This window comes from Pedobacter sp. AC163 (assembly GCF_979258665.1).
Window position 1 is genome coordinate 950,156 of the sequence record NZ_OZ409872.1, and the last position, 19,904, is coordinate 970,059.

General features: G+C 42.9%; 11 protein-coding genes. 1 reads left to right on the plus strand and 10 read right to left on the minus strand.

From position 1 onward, the window contains the following. Positions 1 to 103 precede the first annotated feature (103 nt). The 9 genes from ACZZZK_RS03945 to ACZZZK_RS03985 all read right to left on the minus strand — a co-directional run bounded on the left by ACZZZK_RS03945 (position 104) and on the right by ACZZZK_RS03985 (position 17,321). The gene (locus ACZZZK_RS03945) at positions 104 to 802 is read right to left on the minus strand and encodes a hypothetical protein (RefSeq protein ID WP_463482978.1); all 699 of its coding nucleotides are present in this window, start codon (positions 800 to 802) and stop codon (positions 104 to 106) included. A gap of 615 nt (positions 803 to 1,417) precedes the next feature. After that, entirely contained in the window at positions 1,418 to 2,296 is an 879-nt protein-coding gene (locus ACZZZK_RS03950; RefSeq protein WP_463482979.1) for a PorP/SprF family type IX secretion system membrane protein, read from the minus strand. A gap of 55 nt (positions 2,297 to 2,351) precedes the next feature. Beyond that, complete coding sequence (locus tag ACZZZK_RS03955) at positions 2,352 to 12,242, minus strand: Ig-like domain-containing protein (protein ID WP_463482980.1); 9,891 nt, start codon at positions 12,240 to 12,242, stop codon at positions 2,352 to 2,354. Between the two features lie 13 nt (positions 12,243 to 12,255). After that, entirely contained in the window at positions 12,256 to 13,407 is a 1,152-nt protein-coding gene (locus ACZZZK_RS03960) for an ABC transporter substrate-binding protein (protein WP_463482981.1), read from the minus strand. A 1-nt stretch (position 13,408) separates the two neighbouring features. Next, positions 13,409 to 13,978, minus strand: a complete 570-nt coding sequence (locus ACZZZK_RS03965) for a phage tail protein (protein WP_463482982.1) — start codon at positions 13,976 to 13,978, stop codon at positions 13,409 to 13,411. A 3-nt stretch (positions 13,979 to 13,981) separates the two neighbouring features. Further along, positions 13,982 to 14,947, minus strand: a complete 966-nt coding sequence (locus tag ACZZZK_RS03970; protein ID WP_463482983.1) for a metallophosphoesterase family protein — start codon at positions 14,945 to 14,947, stop codon at positions 13,982 to 13,984. A 202-nt stretch (positions 14,948 to 15,149) separates the two neighbouring features. Continuing rightward, complete coding sequence (gene cysC, locus ACZZZK_RS03975) at positions 15,150 to 15,692, minus strand: adenylyl-sulfate kinase (protein WP_463482984.1); 543 nt, start codon at positions 15,690 to 15,692, stop codon at positions 15,150 to 15,152. Beyond that, positions 15,685 to 16,638 (minus strand): hypothetical protein, encoded by a 954-nt coding sequence (locus ACZZZK_RS03980; RefSeq protein WP_463482985.1) that lies wholly within the window; start codon positions 16,636 to 16,638, stop codon positions 15,685 to 15,687. Before ACZZZK_RS03980 ends, cysC begins: the two co-directional genes overlap by 8 nt. Beyond that, positions 16,635 to 17,321 carry an aspartyl/asparaginyl beta-hydroxylase domain-containing protein gene (locus ACZZZK_RS03985; RefSeq protein ID WP_463482986.1) on the minus strand — a complete coding sequence of 229 codons (687 nt, stop codon included), beginning with the start codon at positions 17,319 to 17,321 and terminating at the stop codon, positions 16,635 to 16,637. Before ACZZZK_RS03985 ends, ACZZZK_RS03980 begins: the two co-directional genes overlap by 4 nt. Positions 17,322 to 17,408: 87 nt before the next feature. On the opposite strand from ACZZZK_RS03985, the gene ACZZZK_RS03990 reads away from it, so the two are divergent. After that, the gene (locus ACZZZK_RS03990) at positions 17,409 to 18,398 is read left to right on the plus strand and encodes a phytanoyl-CoA dioxygenase family protein (protein ID WP_463482987.1); all 990 of its coding nucleotides are present in this window, start codon (positions 17,409 to 17,411) and stop codon (positions 18,396 to 18,398) included. A gap of 654 nt (positions 18,399 to 19,052) precedes the next feature. On the opposite strand, the gene ACZZZK_RS03995 is transcribed toward ACZZZK_RS03990, so the two are convergent. Next, on the minus strand, positions 19,053 to 19,904 hold the full coding sequence (locus tag ACZZZK_RS03995; RefSeq protein ID WP_463482988.1) for a transporter: 852 nt from the start codon (positions 19,902 to 19,904) through the stop codon (positions 19,053 to 19,055).

The following is a 19,904-nucleotide window of genomic DNA, read 5'->3' on the forward strand; positions in this document are numbered from 1 at the left end:
AGCTGCCATCATTAATTCAAGGTTTAATTGATTGAGATCAAACAAACCCTACTCTGCTGTTTCTGCTAAGACCAAATGGTTTATACTCCAATCTTATCTACTTTTAAAGAGGGCTTTCGATTGCTTTTTGTTTATGACTGCTATTTTTAAGCAATTGTCTGCTATAGTCTTCTATGTTGCATCCTCCAAAATCAATTGGCCCATTCATAATATCCCAATAACAGGTCTTTGACAAATGGATATTGTTCAAAACAATCAACCGATCATAATCAGGAGCGAAAAAAATAAACCTCTGCGCTTTGCTTAAATTCCAATACAGCCCATTATCGGTATTGGGGTTTTTGGTTCCTTTTCCGTATTTGGTTTGCAGTTTTGTAAGGAGCTGTTTTTTTAATTCCGGGGTTTTCATCTCTATCCTAAGTCCATAAATGGAATTTGCTGCTTTATACTTTTGAAGTACAGTGTCCAGTGTGGCTTTCTCTTTAAAACCCTCGACGTCAATATGTCCACCCCCCCTTTTGGTCAGACTATCGGTTTTAAGCAAATCGGATTCAATCTGGAAAAACACCTTTTGTCCGGTTAAAATAATGCCATCAAACTGATAATTTTTACCATCACTAATTTCTATCAGAAGACAATAGGGATATTCAACGGTTTCAACACCTATTGTATTATGGGCATCAAAATCAACTAGACTCTCAATCGGTTCATTTAGGATGAGCTGGGAGAGGTCTTTTCTTTCTTGATTTTTGCACGAAATCACGAACGGAAGGAATGCTAATAATTTAGTGATTTTCCTCATTGGGTTTTACTTTTGGGCTGATGTAATATCGTTTTATTTAAAACAAAAAGCATTGATTTATTTTTTTTTGCGTGATTTAATTTATCCAATAACGCAGATCGGGATCATCAAGAAGTGTTAGTGTAAGCAGATCGGATGAGTAGCCACATATAAAGGGCAGAGAAAGCTTTGGAAATTCAGACATTGTGTTTTCTTGACAATCGTTCGACAAGGTTAAGTGTAAAAAAGAAATCTTATGTTGAATCCAGTTGCATCGGGCAATATATGAGAAAGCTGATTCCCTGGCGGAACCAGTAATTTCTATTTCTCATTGTTTCCTTGCAGCAGTGCTTGCAGTGAAGGACTGACTTCCCAAATCCAAAAACTCTCCCTTTATCCCTTTTAGAAAATGCAATAGTGAGAATACATCAGCATTTTCATGCAGACCGTGATTTAATAACAAAATATGATAATTCTCGGTGACGCCCATATGTTTATAAGTTGCGTTTCCAATCTTTCCCTTTGTTTACGCAATGCAGGATTACTATCGTTGGATTGCTCATCGCAATGTCGCTCTAATCAAAATCAGCAAATTGGCTTGGTGTTATTAATGTATAGAAACTTTTAGTGCAATTGCTATTTGAAGTGATACTTTAAACCGATCTCAAATTCTCCATTAGTATAATTTTGCAAATCAGAGGTATTGCTGGTGTAAAATAACAAAACTGAAAATTGATTTTGATAAGTTGTTCCAGCACCGACAGTTACACTATTAGTGGTGTGGTAAATGGAACTCAAAAGCAACTTATTTCCCCAAAACTGGGTATTCAAACCCAGGTCTACGATATCCCGGTAATTATCAATTCCCCTATAGGTCAACTTAGGTTCAAGCACATTAAGCACACCATTTGGATTTAAGAATTTGTAGGAAATCGCACCAAAATAACTGGAACGGTCTACTACAGTCCTAACCAGATCACGGTTAAAAAAGCGTTTCATATTGGGTAATGCACCCTGAATGGTTAAACGATTCGTTCTGAAAGCGATTCCAAAATCTCCGTCGAAATAAAGTTTACGCTGATTAAAATTATTCAGGCTCATGTCGCTTTGATCACCTCTAACCTTGCTGAAATCAATCCACTCGTTCATCACGCCGGCAGACAAGCCGAAATCGATATAACTGCCGCCATTGTTTAACGGCAAATGATAAGCAAAACTACCTTTGATGTTTGTACGTTGAATCACCCCCGATGTTTCATTATAAAATGAAAGCCCGGCACCGATTTTACTGTTTTCAGAACCATAAGTAGCCGTTACAGCCTGCATGGATGGAGCCCCATCTACAGATGTCCACTGCGCTTTGTAAGCGGCATTAGCTTCCCATCCCTGTGCTATTCCAGCCATTGCCGGATTGTTTAAATATTGATTTTGATAATACATGGAGCCCATAGGATTTAGCTGGCTGTAAGCTGTGAGACTCACCAGCCAAAGTAATGGGAATAATAATTTTTTCATGTTTGATATTTTTATTTCCGGCCATTATCTGGTGCAACGACCGGATTAATTTTTGTTATTGTCCGATGATTGAAATGAAACCTTTTCTAATGCCAATACCCTGGCCGAAATCAATGATGTAATAGTAACTACCCTCGGGTAATACATTTCCTTTGAAAGTACCATCCCAGGTATTATTATATCCTTTCATTTCGAAAACGGATTTTCCTGCTCTGTCAAATACTTTAACCTGGTTATTAGGATACATATCGATGTTCTCAATAATCCAGGTATCATTTTTACCGTCGCTGTTTGGTGTGAGTACATTCATAATGTTCAATACCTGAAAATCAGCCCTTACCTCTAAAGTGAAACTCTGGGTACTGCTTCTTCCAAACTGATTGAAACCTGTAACCGTATAAGTTGTATTGGCATTTGGCCTCACGGTTAATGTGGATGTATTTTGCCCGCTCAGGATTCCATTTGAATTACTCCATTGATAGGTAACCGCTCCGCTTGCAATAAGGTTGGCTGTTTCGCCTTTGCTTACACTTGCACCTTTATTACTCACAATACTGATGAGCGGCGCCGGGTTGTTAATAACGGTTAGGCTTTGCGATACCGGAACGGCGGCTGCATAGTTTGCGTCACCAGCCTGACTTGCGGTAATCACTACGGTACCTGGATTCAAAATCTCAACCTGATTACCATTCACAATACGAGCAATATTGCTATTGCTGCTGGTGTAACTAACTGTTAATCCAGCGCTTGAAGTGGCAGTTAAATTAAATACTGGATCTGTCGACAATTTATTCGCCAGTACATCAAACGTAATTGTTTGCGGACTGGAAAGAACGGTTAGGGTACCTGCCACATAACTTATTGCGTAGTTAGCTGCTATAGCTCCACTACCTGTAATCGGATAGATGCCAGAAGGCGAAGCAGCGGTTGCAGTAGTAGCAATATTTACAGATGTTGTCAAAACGTTACTGTTTTCCGAGCCTACAAAACCACTATAACTTGCAGTAAGCAATGGGTTTGGTGCAAGGTAAGCCTTTGTTTTATTGTCTAATGTGATTACCAGGTTTTTTCTGTTGATGACTAAGTTATTGCTATTGAAAGTAATGGTATAATTCGCACCAGCTGTTAAATTATTCTGATTAATGAGGTAACTACCGCTATTTTCTCCCGCTAGTCTGGATAATGTTCCGCTCAAAGCATCTCCGGTAAGTAAAGCGCCCGGCGAAAGCGTATAAGTCAGTAACGGATCCATATCGCCATAGATTTTACTTTTAGCATCTGCAGTAATTATTATTGGTTTTGCAGTAATAGCAGCGGTACCAGAAACCACACCCGATAAGGTATAGTTATTGGCTTTTGCACCGCTAAGTGTTGCGCCTGCCGTTGAGATGGATTTGGCTAAACCTGCGTTTTTATCTGCAAATGTTGCTGTAAATCCCGTCAACACGACATCGGCAAGATCAGCAGCCAGTACACCATTTAAGGCACTACTTGCAACCATAGCTGAGTTGTTCCCATCGTAAATCTTGTTTGCGAAAATGATATTTCCATTAACCGGCTTTCTATTTACATCCAAGCTTACTATCTTACTCGCAGTAGTATAATTGGCTGCATCCGCCGGAACAAAATCTACTTTTAAGCTTTGGTTTACTCCTGCATATAAAAGCGTATTTAAAGTAGGTGTGTAAGTCAAGGTGCCAGGAACATTCGCCGCCGCATTTAACTGCGTTGCTGTTAGGGACGTGCCATAAGTAATCGCAACCGGGTTGGCCCAGGTAATTACCGGCGTGGCTTTGGCTACATTAATGGTTACCGTTTTGCTTATTGAAGCATAGTTCGCCGCATCTGTTGGAACAAAATCCACTTTCAAGCTTTGATTTGCCCCTGCATTTAAAACCGTATTTAAGTTAGGTGTGTAATTAAATGTGCCTGAAACATTAGCCGTTGCATTTAACTGCGTTACGGTTAATGCTGTCCCGAAAGTAATGTCTGCAGGATTTGTCCACGCAATGACTGGCGCTGCTTTGCCTACATTAATGGTTACTGTTTTACTTGTTGAGGCATAGTTCGCTGCATCTGTTGGAGCAAAATCTACTTTTAAAGTTTGGTTTGCTCCTGCATTCAAGATTGTACCCGAAACTGGCGAATAGGTAAATATTCCTGGAACGCTTGCCGTTGCATTCAACTGCGTAACCGTTAACGCCGTACCGAAGGTAATGTCTGCCGGGTTGGCCCAGGTAACTACCGGCGTGGCTTTGGCTACATTAATGGTTACCGTTTTGCTTATTGAAGCATAGTTCGCCGCATCTGTTGGCACAAAATCAACTTTCAAGCTTTGGTTTGCACCTGCATTTAAAACCGTATTTAAGTTAGGTGTGTAATTAAATGTTCCGGGAACACTAGATGTTGCATTCAGCTGAGTTGCGCTTAATGCCGTACCGAAAGTAATGTCTGCCGGGTTGGCCCAGGTAACTATCGGCGTGGCTTTGGCTACATTAATGGTTACCATTTTGCTTATTGAAGCATAGTTCGCGGCATCTGTTGGCTCAAAATCAACTTTCAAACTTTGATTTGCACCTGCATTTAAAAGCGTATTTAAACTAGGTGTGTAAGTCAAGGTGCCAGGAACATTCGCCGCCGCATTTAACTGCGTTGCTGTTAGGGGCGTGCCATAAGTAATCGCAAGCGGGTTGGTCCAGGTAATTACCGGCGTGGCTTTAGCTACATTAATGGTCACCGTTTTGCTTATTGAAGCATAGTTCGCCGCATCTGTTGGAACAAAATCCACTTTCAAGCTTTGGTTTGCACCTGCATTTAAAACCGTATTTAAGTTAGGTGTGTAATTGAATGTGCCTGAAACATTAGCCGTTGCATTTAATTGCGTTACGGTTAATGCTGTCCCGAAAGTAATGTCTGCTGGGTTTGTCCACGCAATGACTGGGGTTGGTTTACCTACATTAATGGCTACTGTTTTACTTGTTGAAGTATAATTAGCCGCATCTATCGGAACGAAATCTACTTTTAAAGTTTGGTTAGCTCCTGCATTCAAGATCGTACCCGAAGCTGGTAAATAAGTGAATGTTCCGGGAACACTAGCCGCCGCATTCAGTTGGGTTGCGCTCAATGCCGTACCGAAAATGATGTCTGCAGGGTTCGCCCAGGTAATTACTGGCGCTGCTTTGCCTACATTAATCGTTACCGTTTTAGTGATAGCAGTATAATTGGCTGCATCAGTGGGAACAAATTCTACTTTTAAAGTTTGGTTTGCTCCTGCATTCAAGATCGTACCCAAAGCTGGGGAATAAGTTAATGTTCCGGGAACACTAGCCGTTGCATTCAGTTGGGTTGCGCTTAATGTCGTACCGAAAATGATATCCGCTGGATTCGCCCAGGTAATTACCGGTGTCGCTTTGCCTACATTGATCGTTACGGTTTTGCTAACGGTAGTATAACCAGCTGCATCTGCCGGAACGAAATCTACTTTTAATGTTTGGGCTGCACCTGCACTCAGGATTGTACCCAAAACTTGTGAATAAGTTAGTGTGCCAGGAACGCTTGCCGTTGCATTTAGTTGCGTAGCTGTCAATGCGGTGCCGAATGTGATGTCAGCAGGATTAGCCCAGGTAATTACCGGTGTTACTTTCCCTACATTAATTGTCACTGTTTTACTGACAACTGTATAATTGGCAGCATCTGATGGAACAAAATCTACTTTTAAAGTTTGGTTTGCACCCGCACTCAAGACTGTACCCAAAACCGGTGAATAAGTAAATGTTCCAGGAACGCTCGCCGTGGCATTTAACTGCGTAGCCGTTAATGCGGTACCGAATGTAATGTCAGCAGGATTAGCCCAGGTAATTACGGGTGTTACTTTGCCTACATTAATCGTCACGGTTTTACTAACAGCAGTATAGTTGACAGCATCCGTCGGAGCGAAATCTACTTTCAAGTTTTGGTTTGCGCCTGCATTTAAAACCGTCGTTAAATTAGGGGTGTAAGTCAATACTCCAGCAACGCTAGCCGTCGCATTTAACTGGGTCGCCGACAGTGGTGTACCATAATTAATATCTACCGGGTTTGCCCAGGTAATTACCGGTGTAGCCTTCGCCACATTGATGGTTACGGTTTTGCTGGTTGAAACATAATTCACCGCATCAGTCGGAACGAAATCCACTTGTAAAGTTTGGTTAACGCCAGCATTTAAAACAGCAGTCAGGTCAGGAGTGTAAGTCAGTGTTCCTGCAACACTAGCTGTTGCATTCAATTGGTTTGTAGCCAATGCTGTACCATAATTTATATCGGCAGGATTTGCCCAGGTAATTACTGGTGTAGCTTTATCTACGTTAATCGCTACCGTTTTACTGATTGAATTGTATTTAGTGGCATCTGTTGGAACGAAGTCTACTTTTAGATTTTGGTTTGCACCTGCACTCAAGATCGTACCCGAAGCTGGTAGGTAAATGAATGTTCCTGGAACACTAGCCGTTGCATTCAGTTGGGTTGCGCTCAATGGCGTACCGTAAATGATGTCTGCCGGGTTTGCCCAGGCAATTACCGGTGTAGCTTTGCCTACGTTTATGGTTACTGTTTTACTAACGGCTGTATAATTCGAAGCATCAGTTGGATTGAAGTCTACTTTTAAGCTTTGGTTTGCGCCTGTATTCAATACCGTTCCGGCCACTGGTAAGTAAGTTAACGTGCCGGGCACATTGACTGTCGCATTTAATTGGGCCGCCGTTAATGCCGTACCGTCGTTAATATCCGCCGGATTGGCCCAGGTAATTACTGGAATTGCCTTGCTTACATTAATGGTTACTGTTTTACTTATGCTTGTATAATTGGTTACGTCCGTCGGAACGAAATCTACTTTTAAGCTTTGGTTTGCACCTGCATTCAGTACCGTAGCAGAAACCGGCAGGTAAGTAAAGCTGCCGGGAATACCAGCCGTTGCATTCAGTTGGGTAGCCGTTAATGGCGCACCATAAATAATATCGGCAGGATTAGCCCAGGTAATTATCGGTGTAGCTTTGCTCACGTTGATCGTTACCGTTTTACTTGTCGAAGCATAGTTCGCCGCATCTGTCGGCACGAAGTCTACTTTTATGTTTTGATTTGCACCTGCATTTAAAACCGTCGTTAAATTAGGGGTGTAAGTCAGTGTCCCTGCAACACTTGCTGTTGCGTTTAACTGCGTAGCTGTTAGCGCCGTGCCATACTTAATGTCTGTCGGGTTCGCCCAGGTAATTACTGGTGTAGCTTTACCTACATTAATGCTTACTGTTTTACTTGTCGAAGCATAGTTAACTGCATCTGTCGGCACAAAATCTACCTTTAAGTTTTGATTTGCACCTGCACTTAAAACCGCGTTTAAATTAGGGGTGTAAGTCAGTGTACCCGGCACACTAGCCGTTGCATTCAATTGGGTTGCTGTTAGTGCTGTGCCATACGTAATATTTGCCGGATTTGCCCAGGTAATTACTGGTGTAGCCTGCTCCACATTAATGGTTACCGTTTTACTGGTTGAATTATAGTTAGCAGCATCCGTCGGAACGAAATCTACTTTTAAGTTCTGATTTGCACCTGCATTCAGCACCGTACCAGAAACCGGAAGGTAAGTAAATGTTCCTGCAACACTTGCTGTTGCATTTAACTGCGTCGCTGTTAGTGACGTGCCATACGTAATATCGGCAGGATTTGCCCAGGTAATTACCGGGGTTGCCTTGCTCACGTTAATCGTTACCGTTTTACTTGTCGAAGCATAATTTACCGCATCCGTAGGCACGAAATCTACTTTTATGTTCTGGTTTGCACCGGCATTCAGTACTGTACCAGAAACCGGCAGGTAAGTAAATGTGCCAGCAACACTTGCTGTTGCGTTTAACTGCGTAGCTGTTAGTGCCGTGCCATAGGTAATGTCTGCCGGATTTGCCCAGGTAATTACTGGTGTAGCTTTGCTCACGTTAATCGTTACTGTTTTGCTCGTCGAAGCATAGTTCACCGCATCTGTCGGCACGAAATCTACTTTTAAGTTTTGATTTGCACCTGCACTTAAAACCGTGGTTAAATTAGGGGTGTAAGTCAGTGTACCCGGAATACCTGCTGTTGCGTTTAACTGCGTAGCTGTTAGTGCCGTACCATACGTAATATCTGCCGGGTTCGCCCAGGTAATTACTGGTGTAGCTTTGCTCACGTTAATCGTTACTGTTTTGCTCGTCGAAGCATAGTTCACCGCATCCGTAGGCACGAAATCTACTTTTAAGTTTTGATTTGCACCTGCACTTAAAACCGTGGTTAAATTAGGGGTGTAAGTCAGTGTACCCGGAATACCTGCTGTTGCGTTTAACTGCGTAGCTGTTAGTGCCGTACCATACGTAATATCTGCCGGATTTGCCCAGGTAATTACAGGTGTAGCTTTACCTACATTAATGCTTACTGTTTTACTTGTCGAAGCATAGTTAACTGCATCTGTCGGCACGAAATCTACTTTTAAGTTTTGATTTGCACCGGCACTTAAAACCGTGGTTAAATTAGGGGTGTAAGTCAGTCTACCCGGAACACTTGCTGTTGCATTTAACTGCGTAGCTGTTAGTGCCGTACCATAAGTGATATCGGCAGGATTTGCCCAGGTAATTACCGGTGTAGCCTTGCTCACGTTAATCGTTACCGTTTTACTTGTCGAAGCATAGTTTACCGCATCCGTAGGCACGAAATCTACTTTTAAGTTCTGATTTGCACCTGCATTCAGCACCGTACCAGAAACCGGCACGTAAGTAAATGTGCCGGCAACACTTGCTGTTGCGTTTAACTGCGTCGCTGTTAGTGCCGTGCCATACGTAATATCGGCAGGATTTGCCCAGGTAATTACCGGGGTTGCCTTGCTAACGTTAATCGTTACCGTTTTACTTGTCGAAGCATAATTCAGCATATCCGTAGGCACGAAATCTACTTTTAAGTTCTGGTTTGCACCTGCATTCAGCACCGTACCAGAAACCGGCACGTAAGTAAAGGTGCCAGCAACACTTGCTGTTGCGTTTAACTGCGTAGCTGTTAGCGCCGTGCCGAAAGTAACATCTGCAGGATTTGCCCAGGTAATTACTGGTGTAGCTTCACCCACGTTAATGGTCACCGTTTTACTCGTCGAAGCATAGTTCGCCGCATCTGTCGGCACGAAATCTACTTTTAAGTTTTGATTTGCACCTGCATTCAACACCGTACCTGAAACCGGCAGGTAGGTAAAGGTGCCGGCAACGTTTGCTGTAGCATTCAGTTGGGCAGCCGTTAATGCCGTACCATATGTAACATCTGCCGGATTAGCCCAGGCAATTAGCGGTGTAGCTTTACCTACATTAATGCTTACTGTTTTACTGATTGAATTATAGTTCGCCGCATCCGTCGGAACAAAATTCACATTTAAGGTTTGATTAGCACCTGCAGACAACACTGTGCCAGAAACCGGCGAATAAGTAAATGTTCCGGGAACGCTTGCTGTAGCATTTAATTGCGTAGCCGTTAATGCTGTACCATAGGTAATATCAGTTGGATTAGCCCAGGTAATCACCGGCGTAGCTTTAACAATACTGAAATTAACGGTAGTGGAATTTCCTGCAACATCAGTGGCAACGAGTACATAGTTACCCACCGCACTCACATTGGTATTATTTGTAAAAGGATTTCCATTGAGCGTTCCGGTGCCGTCGTTAAATGCAACAAGCCTGGAAACAGGTGCCGTATAAATGTCATTATTTGTAACCCCTGTTACTACAGGCGCCGTCAGATCAATTATGATGGAAAATGCTGATGACGCAATACTTGTATTTCCGGCCACATCAGTGGCTTTGACAGTAATGTTATGGCTTCCGGCCGCTAGTGATGAGCTCGTAGTGATCGACCATAACCCACCTGTAGATACTCCACTTCCTAGTTCGGTTGTGCCATCTGTATCATAAAGTCTCACCGTAGCTCCAGCTTCTGCCGTTCCGGTGAAAGTGGGACTGGTGATATTGGTAATTCCATCTGTAGTGGAAACACCGCTGTCGCTTCCGGCAGCAAAAACGGGTTTGGCTGGCGCTGCAGGAGATACCCTATCAATGGTTATCGACCGGGCTCCAGATACCGGACCTGTATTGCCCGCAGCGTCTTTTGCCGTTGCAGTAATACTATGCCCGCCAATGCTGAGTGGTGTACTTACTGCAATGGACCAGTTTCCTCCTGTTGCTAACGCAGACCCAATAATTGTACTGCCATTATCATATAAAGTTACAGTAGTACCAGGTTCAGCAGTTCCTGTAAAAGTTGGTGTGGTTACATTGGTAATTCCATCTGTAGCCGACAGACCACTATCGCTAGCCGCGATTAGAAAAGGTACTGATGTTATAGCCGGTATCTGCGTATCGAAAGTTAAGGCCTGGTTTGGACCAGCGCCTCCTGTATTTCCGGCAACATCGGTATAACTTCCAGCCGCTATCGTAATACTGGCCGCCCCATTGTTCGTGTTTGCAGCAGGCGTAAAAATTGCTGTTCTGATTAGTCCAGCACCCGAAATGCCACTCAGCGTACCACCCGATACTGTGATATCACCCGAAGAACCATCCCAGGTAAAAGTATTTCCCGGGTTTTCGCTAAATGTAAAAGTAATGGTAGCTGTTTCCCCAGCTTTCAAAGCTACACTACTGCTTGAAATGGTAACAGATGGTGAAGTTAGATCAACAGTAATACTTAGCTCTCCCGAAAGTGCACTGGTTATGTTGCTAGAATTGGTAGCAGTAGCCGTAAATTTATGAACCCCTGCAGTTAAAGCAGTGCTCAGCGTAATCGACCATGCACCATTGGTAGCTAAAGTTGAACCCAGTAGCGTTGCCCCTTCATATAGTTTAACTGTAGCGTTCGCCTCTGCAGTTCCTGTAAATACCGGGCTTACTACATTGGTAATCTGATCTGAATTGGATATCCCAGAATCGCTGCTTGCCGCCAATAATGGTGTGGAAGGCGCAGGGATGATTGGTTTCAGGATAATCACCTTGCCTCCGTTTATTCCATCATCTCCATCCACAACAAATAGGGATGAATTGGTTTCTGCTATTCCCCATGGATAATAAAATCCATTTTGACTCAGGTTGTTTTTGATGATTGTCGCCCCACCGGCAGCACCGTATTTCGTTAATTTATACTGATTAGCCGTGCCGCTAAATTCACTGGCATACAGGTTATTTTGTGCATCAACAGCCAATGCCGAAGGATAACCGCCAGCAGATAAAACAGATTCTGTTCCTGATGATGTAATTTTAATAATGCTGCCCTTATCTACCCCGTCAAATGGCGCCGCGATGTATGTAGTGCCATTTCCATCAACAGCCAATCCTGTAATGTACGAATAACCAGCCCCAACATTAAAACCTGCACGAATCATGGTTGCAGTGCCTGGTGAAGCTCCGGTGGCATATCTTACAACATCGTATTTATTAGTTGCTCCATTATATTCTGATACATAAAGCTGATCATTGGCAATGGTAAGTGCCGTAAAATACTTTCCGGTAAGAAACGAAGTTGAACTGGTGTAATTTCCCGCTGCCGTTACCTTAATAATTTCTCCGTTTTTATTCGTATCAGTAAAATCAGTGGAGAGGTACACATCGCCGTTAGAAGCTACCGCAAGGCCCCAGGGAAACTCCTGAGCCCCATGTGTAAGCCCTGTATATACCACCACTGGCGTACCCGCCGGATTGGTTAAAGGATTGGTGTACTTTACCACCTCATAGGTTTGTCCATTGGTGCCGCTTTTCACACGGGTGACATAAATATTGTTAGCGGCATCTTTCGCCATCGCACTATAAAGCCCGCCCTGTTCGAGGGTAGTTTCAGCGTATTGCGCCAGCGCAGGAATAGCCAAGGACAGAAAAAATAGTATAGCCGATAAGACAATACCTTGTTTTGTAAAGAATCTCTTCATTTTGGAGCGTGTACTAAACGGATAAATAGGGGTTTTGCCAGCCACTCACAGTTTCCTGATACAACAAAGAAGTATCAAATCCTACTGCTGATGTTTGGGCAATGATTGTTTGGTTTATATTTTGGTTATTCGTAATGATTCTGGTAATGTCGATGTTTGGCCGTTGCCTGCCATCGGCATCTACATCTAAAACACCTCTCGGGCCAGTTACGCCCTGGTTTTTTAGCTGCTGTAAAGCATTAGCTGACTCGCCTCTTTTAATTAAAGGCATCATTTCAGCGAGTGAAAGACCGATTTCATAGCCAATCATGCCAAAAACATTGGCTTGTTGTTTACCGAAATCCTCAAAATCTTTTACAAAATTTTGGTTGTAAACGCTTTCATCATTCCGGTTCCAGCTGGAGCTTGAATATACTTTGATGCCGAGGTGTTTCACATCATCAAGCATATCTTCATAACCCATGTTCTCGGCAATCAGTAAAGGAATGGCATCGTAGAACTTACTGCTACGCCATTGTTGCAAAAAGTCGCTACCCATCTTACCCGTAAAAATGGCGTGTACAAAATGGGGCGGATCTTTTTCAAGAGCGGCAAAAAATCCTTCCAGATACAAACCGTCTTTATTGGCCAGATTTTCAGTTAATATCATACTGTTTAGCCTTTCCGCTCCGGCAGCACCGGCACCATCCACAAAGGCCGCATTTAAATTAAAACCTGCTTCATAAATGGGCGCTATGAGCTGACCGTCTTTGCCAAATTCTTTTACCGCCCATTTACCCAGTGCATATTGTGCCTGCCAGAAATTCATGGAAATCAAGCCGATATTTGGGCCGTAACCCGCAGGTGATGGTGCCAGTTCACCCATATCGAAAAACAAACCCAGCTTCTGGTGATTTTCCAATAAGGGACGGATTTCATCCAGTACCTTGATATTCACCATGCCGGTTACCACGTCCACCCCTTCAAAGAAAAGCAGTTTCTGCATGGCTTCCAGAATGGCTTTTGTACCTCCCTGGCCAACATATACCGGTACAAAAGCAAAGTCTTGCTGACTGAGTTTCATTTTCGCAGCCGCACAGTAAATCCCTGCCATTACATGCTGTGCATAGTAAGGATAAATGCCCGAATAGGGCATCAAAAAGCCAACTTTGAGCGGTCTGTTCAATTTAGTTTCTGGACGGATAAATGCCCTCAAGGCAAAAAATATAATTTAAAGCAAGATATGGTTGTAGAATTGAAACAGGCTGCCCGCCTCCGCTTAGCCCTATTGTGACATTTTGTCCAGCTAAAGACGTAGGGTTGCTGGTTCCATTTGTATAAGTATTCAAAGTTGTTGCATTTGGCCCTGAACCCGTTTTCGGGCTTATTGCTAATCTATTTCCTGTGGGTACTGAGCTATTACCTACGCTACTATCAGCAATTTGCCCTAAGACACCGGTATGATTGTGCTGGGGCATTTGATTAATCTGCAATGTTATATTTTCTACTCCTGAAATTTGTCCTAATTGGTATTGGCTTAAACCGGGCACTGATCCATTCGTAGCACCAATAGCCACTCTACCGCGTAGATCAGGCAGAGCAAACGTATTTATTCCATTACCACCATAAGTCGTTCCAACTAATGAAAAAGTAGCTGCATTTTGTGAAATGCTCAGCAACTGACCGTTGCAGTAAGCCCAGCCTCTCATGGCATAATTCCCGGCAAATAGCTTTATTATCGCAATATATTCTTCCATAATTTAGATATTAAAATTGTAATTGTTATTATTTCGAGCCGCCATCAATGACAGCAATTGTTGTTGAGACTGGATTTTGTTAGCTCCCGGTACATGCTGTTTAAAAGCCAAACCTGCCCTTTCTTTTTCTTCACTAAATGCGATGGTAAGGGTTGCAGTTGATAAACCTTTATGGTGGTTACTGCTCAACAATACTTCTTCCTTTTGAGCATTTTTAACGATCCATAATTGACTTTTGCCTTCATTCGCGTTTCCGCCAATTACACAATCCACGCCAATGGAAGATTGCGCCAGGATTTTATTATTGATTCTCGCTTTTTTGTTAAAACCCAGGTGTGCCAGGCAAATTACTACATCACAGTGGTGCTTTTTTTTCAGCAAATGGCTAACTCTGTTCAAAGCCGTTTCTTGATGGCTTACCACCAGGCCAGCAATATTCGCACTTTCACCTACTGCCGTTACGCCTACCTTAAATTTACCATACTGTAGAATTTGATAGGACTTAACCGTTTTTCTTAAAAGCGGGTCTTCAAAATGATAATTACAGCTCAGTAATGGAAAATTGACATAAGGAATCAGCGCTTTAAACGATTCTATACCTTGTAATAAATCAGCAGCGCTCAGGTTTACAGCATGGTAATTGATCTTATTCATGATATCGATGCCCCGCAACTGATCATTCTTATCGTGGCCGGCATTTAGAAAACCACCAGCATCAAACAATAAAGCCGAAACCTCTTCGTTATTAATCGTGTTATGCAACTGGCGAAGCCCCCCGAAATCCCGGTAAGCCGCGTTAACCTTCCCAAGAAGGTCGTTAGTGTACATCATTTTTAACTGTGATTGGTTTACCCCACGGGTATTAATAGATTTCGCAACGCCTGCAAGGGCATCAAGCGAATTTGCCAGTAGCAAGCTACTGCCAACGAAGAGATTTTTCCGAAGGAAAGATCTTCTATCTGTATTCATAAAAGCGTTTGTAAGGAGGATTAATTCTTACAAAGATGTAATAAAATTTTTAGTCAAGATAGCCTTATTTACAAGAGTTTGACAAATGTCATTAATTATCGATAAACATTTGCCCTAAGTAGATTTGAAGGTATAATTAGTCGAAATATAGCCATAAAGAATTCTGAAAAAATTAATTTATCAGCATTTTTTGTATACGCAATCATACACGATATTTTTTCTGTATAGCTGATAACATGTATTTTTTCAGCATCCAGACAGACAAATTAATAGGCGTTTCTCCCGTATGCAACCGAAAATCTGCAGATACAGGCTCGTCAAAATTATCATTTACTCCCGTCAAGTTATAGATTTTATCCTCATGCTGGTCGGGCAGAAAGGCTCGTTGATACAGTCCCTTCGTATCCCTCAATCGCAAAGTAGTGATATCACAATCTATATGTACCAAAAGTGCGTCGTACATGTTTTTTAATAAGGTTCTTGATTCCTGATAGGGATTAATGGCCGAAATGATGATTACATCATAATGCTGATTCATCTCTTCCGCCACGGCACCCAGGCGCCTGATGTTTTCTATGCGGTCTTCCCGGCTAAAACCCAAATCCTTGCATAGCTTTCCGCGGTATACGTCGCCGTCAATCACCGCCACCCGGTATCCTTCAAGGCTTAGTGCTGCTTCGAGCGCATGGGCTAATGTGGTTTTTCCTGCTCCGGATAAACCAGTAAACTGGAAAATTCTAGCCATCAATACGCAACGTTTTATAATATTCTGAATAGGCCGTTTCTGCAATCTCATAACGAAAAGATGCATCCGGGCTTATCTCCGTTTTAAAGGGCCTATCTGGATACTTGCTGTGAAAAGCAATCCTGTCGATCATGGCCGGCTTCAAAAATTCGAGCCCGATAGCCCGCTGGAAATGAGGCACCATTCCCTGCATCCCCCAACGGTAATCATAAAAATGATTGTGTGGAAAGTTTAAGTCATGATAACTTCTCAAACGATCATAATATCCGCCGAGTACTGCTGCTGTGTACAAATTGAAATCCTCGAAGTGAGCCGGTTTAAGTTCCATTCCAAACACCGCAGGTAAAATATAACCCGGAATGCTCTGGATGCCTCTTCTTTTGTAATGCGACGCCAGCACCGCAGCAGGTTCACGGGATAAAAAATAAAAGGGGGTATCCGGGAACCATTCTCTCAATAAAGCATAAAAGTGCAGGTGCCAGCTATCCAGTTTAATAAAGTAATGTTTTTCTCTTCCTGTTCTTTGTTTACCCATCAGCTGAATAGCCGCTAAGAAAACACCCTTAAGTTCCTGCTCCGTTAAAGAGACATCCTTTTCTCGCATCCGCAACACCTGATCAAGCAAAGGTGCTTCCGCGATCACGATATGATCCTGAGCTGCGGCGAGTGCCTGGGATAACAAAGTGGAACCACATCTGGATACATGAAAAATAAAGGCTGTTGGTGTCAAACTTTTCACGCCGGCGGCAGCTTGCAGCAAAAAGGCCAGATCGCTTTGCGGATGGAAGCGGGAGCGCATGCGCATGCGTGCCCTGCAAATTGATATCGTTTCATCAAAGAAAGGTTCCTGAATGTGATGATCACCCAAATCCAGCCAATCAACGTGCCATTGTCCACCCTCAAAACCAATATGATAAGGGATCCAGTTTTTTAAATGCGCCTTCATCTCCCCGCCCTTAAATTTTTAATCAATGCCCGGGCCGTATCAGTATTCATCCGTTCCAGCTCAGCGATAATCTGATCATTGGTTGCTGCATCATATTTTTCGGCTACATGCTCCGCGTCGAAATCATAACCATGTGCTGCGAAAAGCGAATCTGTCCACCCATTCCTGATTCCATCCATCACCAGATGAACCCGAACTTCATTTCCATCATTTTTAATGCTATGCGTTTGGCTAAAATCAATGTACCAGCAACTGCCTTCCTTTAACGCAAGGGTTTCTTCCGCTACCCTAAAAATCACATTTGCATTGGTTTGAACCGGAATATGAATTCGAAAATGACCCTCTTTATAGTTGCAGCCTAAATCGCGGTGTGGTTTAATCTCGCTTCCAGGATGCAAGGCCAGTAAACGGATGGTTTCCTTATCACATCTCCAGGCATCAATCACCTCTTTGAAATAAGGTAAGCGATCCAGCAGTGGGGTATCCTGATAGATTGAAACCCCGTAATTGGCATAAATATCTGCTTCCCGGCCACTGCCCGAACGCAAAGAGATAATTTGCCAGCATCCCTGATAATCTTTTTGATTAAAATGATCGCCCCATTCCTGCTGTAAACAAATGGAAAGTTCTGCCTGGAGCTGCTCCACATCATAATGATGCTTAAACTGGATATAATCTAACAATGGTTCGGGATTTGATTGTAATGTTAGCAAACAGTTTGTCCTTAAGCAAATTATTTCGCAACTTCATATTTTTCCAATTCCCCATCAATGGTATCCATGCACCAGCTTCCTGATCTTCATTTAAATACCACGCCCCAGCCAGACTGTCCCTTTATCCGTACTTACTACGAAAATCACCGCCCAAACGCGACACCAAAACCAAAAGATGAAGCGCTGATCCTAAAAGAAAAAATGTTCCTGTCTTTCTTCCAGATCGGACTTTTTGAAACTTACCAGTTCCTGTTCCAGGAGTGCAGGGATGAAGCACATTTTGAGGAATGGCTGATCGGATTAAAGGGATTGGAAACACATTTAAAATCCATTCAGGATTTCAATAAATGGCTCTATTCGGATATATCAGAAAACGATATGACGCTTCCCCAGCTCCTTGATGAAGAGAATATGGATTTCTGGAGGAAAAACGGATACCTGAAAATTTCCGGACTGGTACCCGAACAGGATTGCGAAGAAGTAATTACTTTTATTGAAACGAGCTTAGGCATCCAAAGCGATAATCCCAAAACCTGGTATCAGCCTCATGAATTATTGCAAGGCATGATGTTCCAACGCTATCAGGCGGCCTGTATTGATAAAATCCGCCACAACGCCAAGCTGAAAGCAGTATTCATGCAGCTCTATGGCGGCAAGAATATCGTTCCGAATGCCGAAAAACTAAGCTATAATCCGCCGGAAAATACTCACTACCGCTTTGCCGGAACTCCGCTTCATTGGGACATTGATTTTAGCAGAGGCATTCAGTACCACATTCAAGGCCTGGTTTACCTTAACGATGTTCCTGCAGAAAGAGGCGCATTGACATTGATCCCTGGCTTCCACCACGAAATTGACATGTTCCTCTCTAAACACCCCCATCCGGATGTAGCCATCGAAAAGCTGAGGGGAGAAAACCGGCAAATTGCCGTTGCCGGCAAAAAAGGCGATTTAGTTGTTTGGCTCGAAGCCTTACCCCACGCCGCTAGTCCGAATCATTCCGATCAACCCAGGTTTGTACAGTATGTAAGTTTTGGGCTGCTGTAAACACAATAACAATTAAAAAGCGATTTCAATGTGGGTAACTTGGTTCAGTTTTTATCTTTTAAAGCAAAGTTATACATATGAAAAACACCAGATTACCAAAACGATTTCCCAAAAACTAAAAATAATTTCAGCGCTTGAAAAGGGGAAAAATTACATCCATAGATACTGCGAGTCGTAAAGGCGTGATCATTGACGAGTTTAGCTCACCCTAAACGGCCTTGAGGCTGTAGAAATCAAAGCAAGAAATTAGTCACTCGTTTAATTATATTGGGATGTTATGGTTCAACGTATTGAGTGAGGACTATTTTTTTTTGCGTGGTTAAACATGGGCGTGCTCACCAACAAACGACAAAATCATTGAATTTACAGTTCCGCCATTAGCGCTAATTCCAAAGAAACACGTAATGGCAGCTTTACTGATATAATGATTTGTGCTCAAGAAAACCCCTATTGACAGCCGCTCACTTCAAGCCTCGCCTTCAACCTCTCTTCCGAACCGTTTCGAGACGGCCTGCTTAAGTGTGTTTATATTTTGGTTAGCCTCCATCCCTTATCTTTTATGAAACAATATATTCCATTTTGTCTTTAATGAAAAAAATGTAAAAATTCTTCACAGATGAGTCGGTAGAATTGGTTTTTTAAGATAAAGATGTATTAAAATCTGATACTGGTTCCAATAAAGCAAGATCGCCCAGCGTCGGCCTGAATACCATAATTCAGTCCTCCGTCTAGCTTTATTCCTTCCGATACTTCCACCTGCACTGCGGCATTAATGTAATTCGACCAGTGATGGGATTTGAAGTCATAAGTATAATAACTCTCGGCTATACCGTCAACTTTTTTAATAAGCTGGTGGCTAAGGCTTACCGACTGGAGAAATTCAGTGTGCATACCTGAATCCTCTTCATCTTCTAAATGGTCGGCCTCAAGTTGAAAACCAAGCTTCCAATCACCCGCAAGTTTTAACTGCATAGGAACGATCAGACCATACTCATATCGAGAATCTTCATACCCAGAGGTCGGAAAACGCATATAGGGCATGGCAGCGAGTGCAAAGTTTCCCCGTTTATTTCCTAGAAAATTCTGTTTCAGCCGGAGACTTAAGTTTCCAAAGCCGTGACTGCGCTCCAGCTCTTCGCCGGGTTCTGATTTCACCTGCCAGACGATGGGTTCCGCGCCGAGCTGAAGCTCGGTTGTACTGCTAATGCCAGCCTTTAGATAAAAATTATTTGCAAAGAACTTGGTGGTAGATTCTTCCCCTACCCTCTTCTGCACAGACCGGAACAGATCAGACTCAAACTGGAAATGTCCCGCATCAACGGTATGTGCTGATTCGGTCACGTCTGGCCGATCTGTTTCCATTTCTGCCATGGACGCAGCCGGAACTGGATTAAGAAGCGAATAGCTTGATTTCTGTGTGCGCTGTGCCGAGGTGCTGCCAGCAAACAACACTACAAACAGAAAGATGAGGAAGTTTGACTCTGTACGGTAAATTTTAATGCTCAT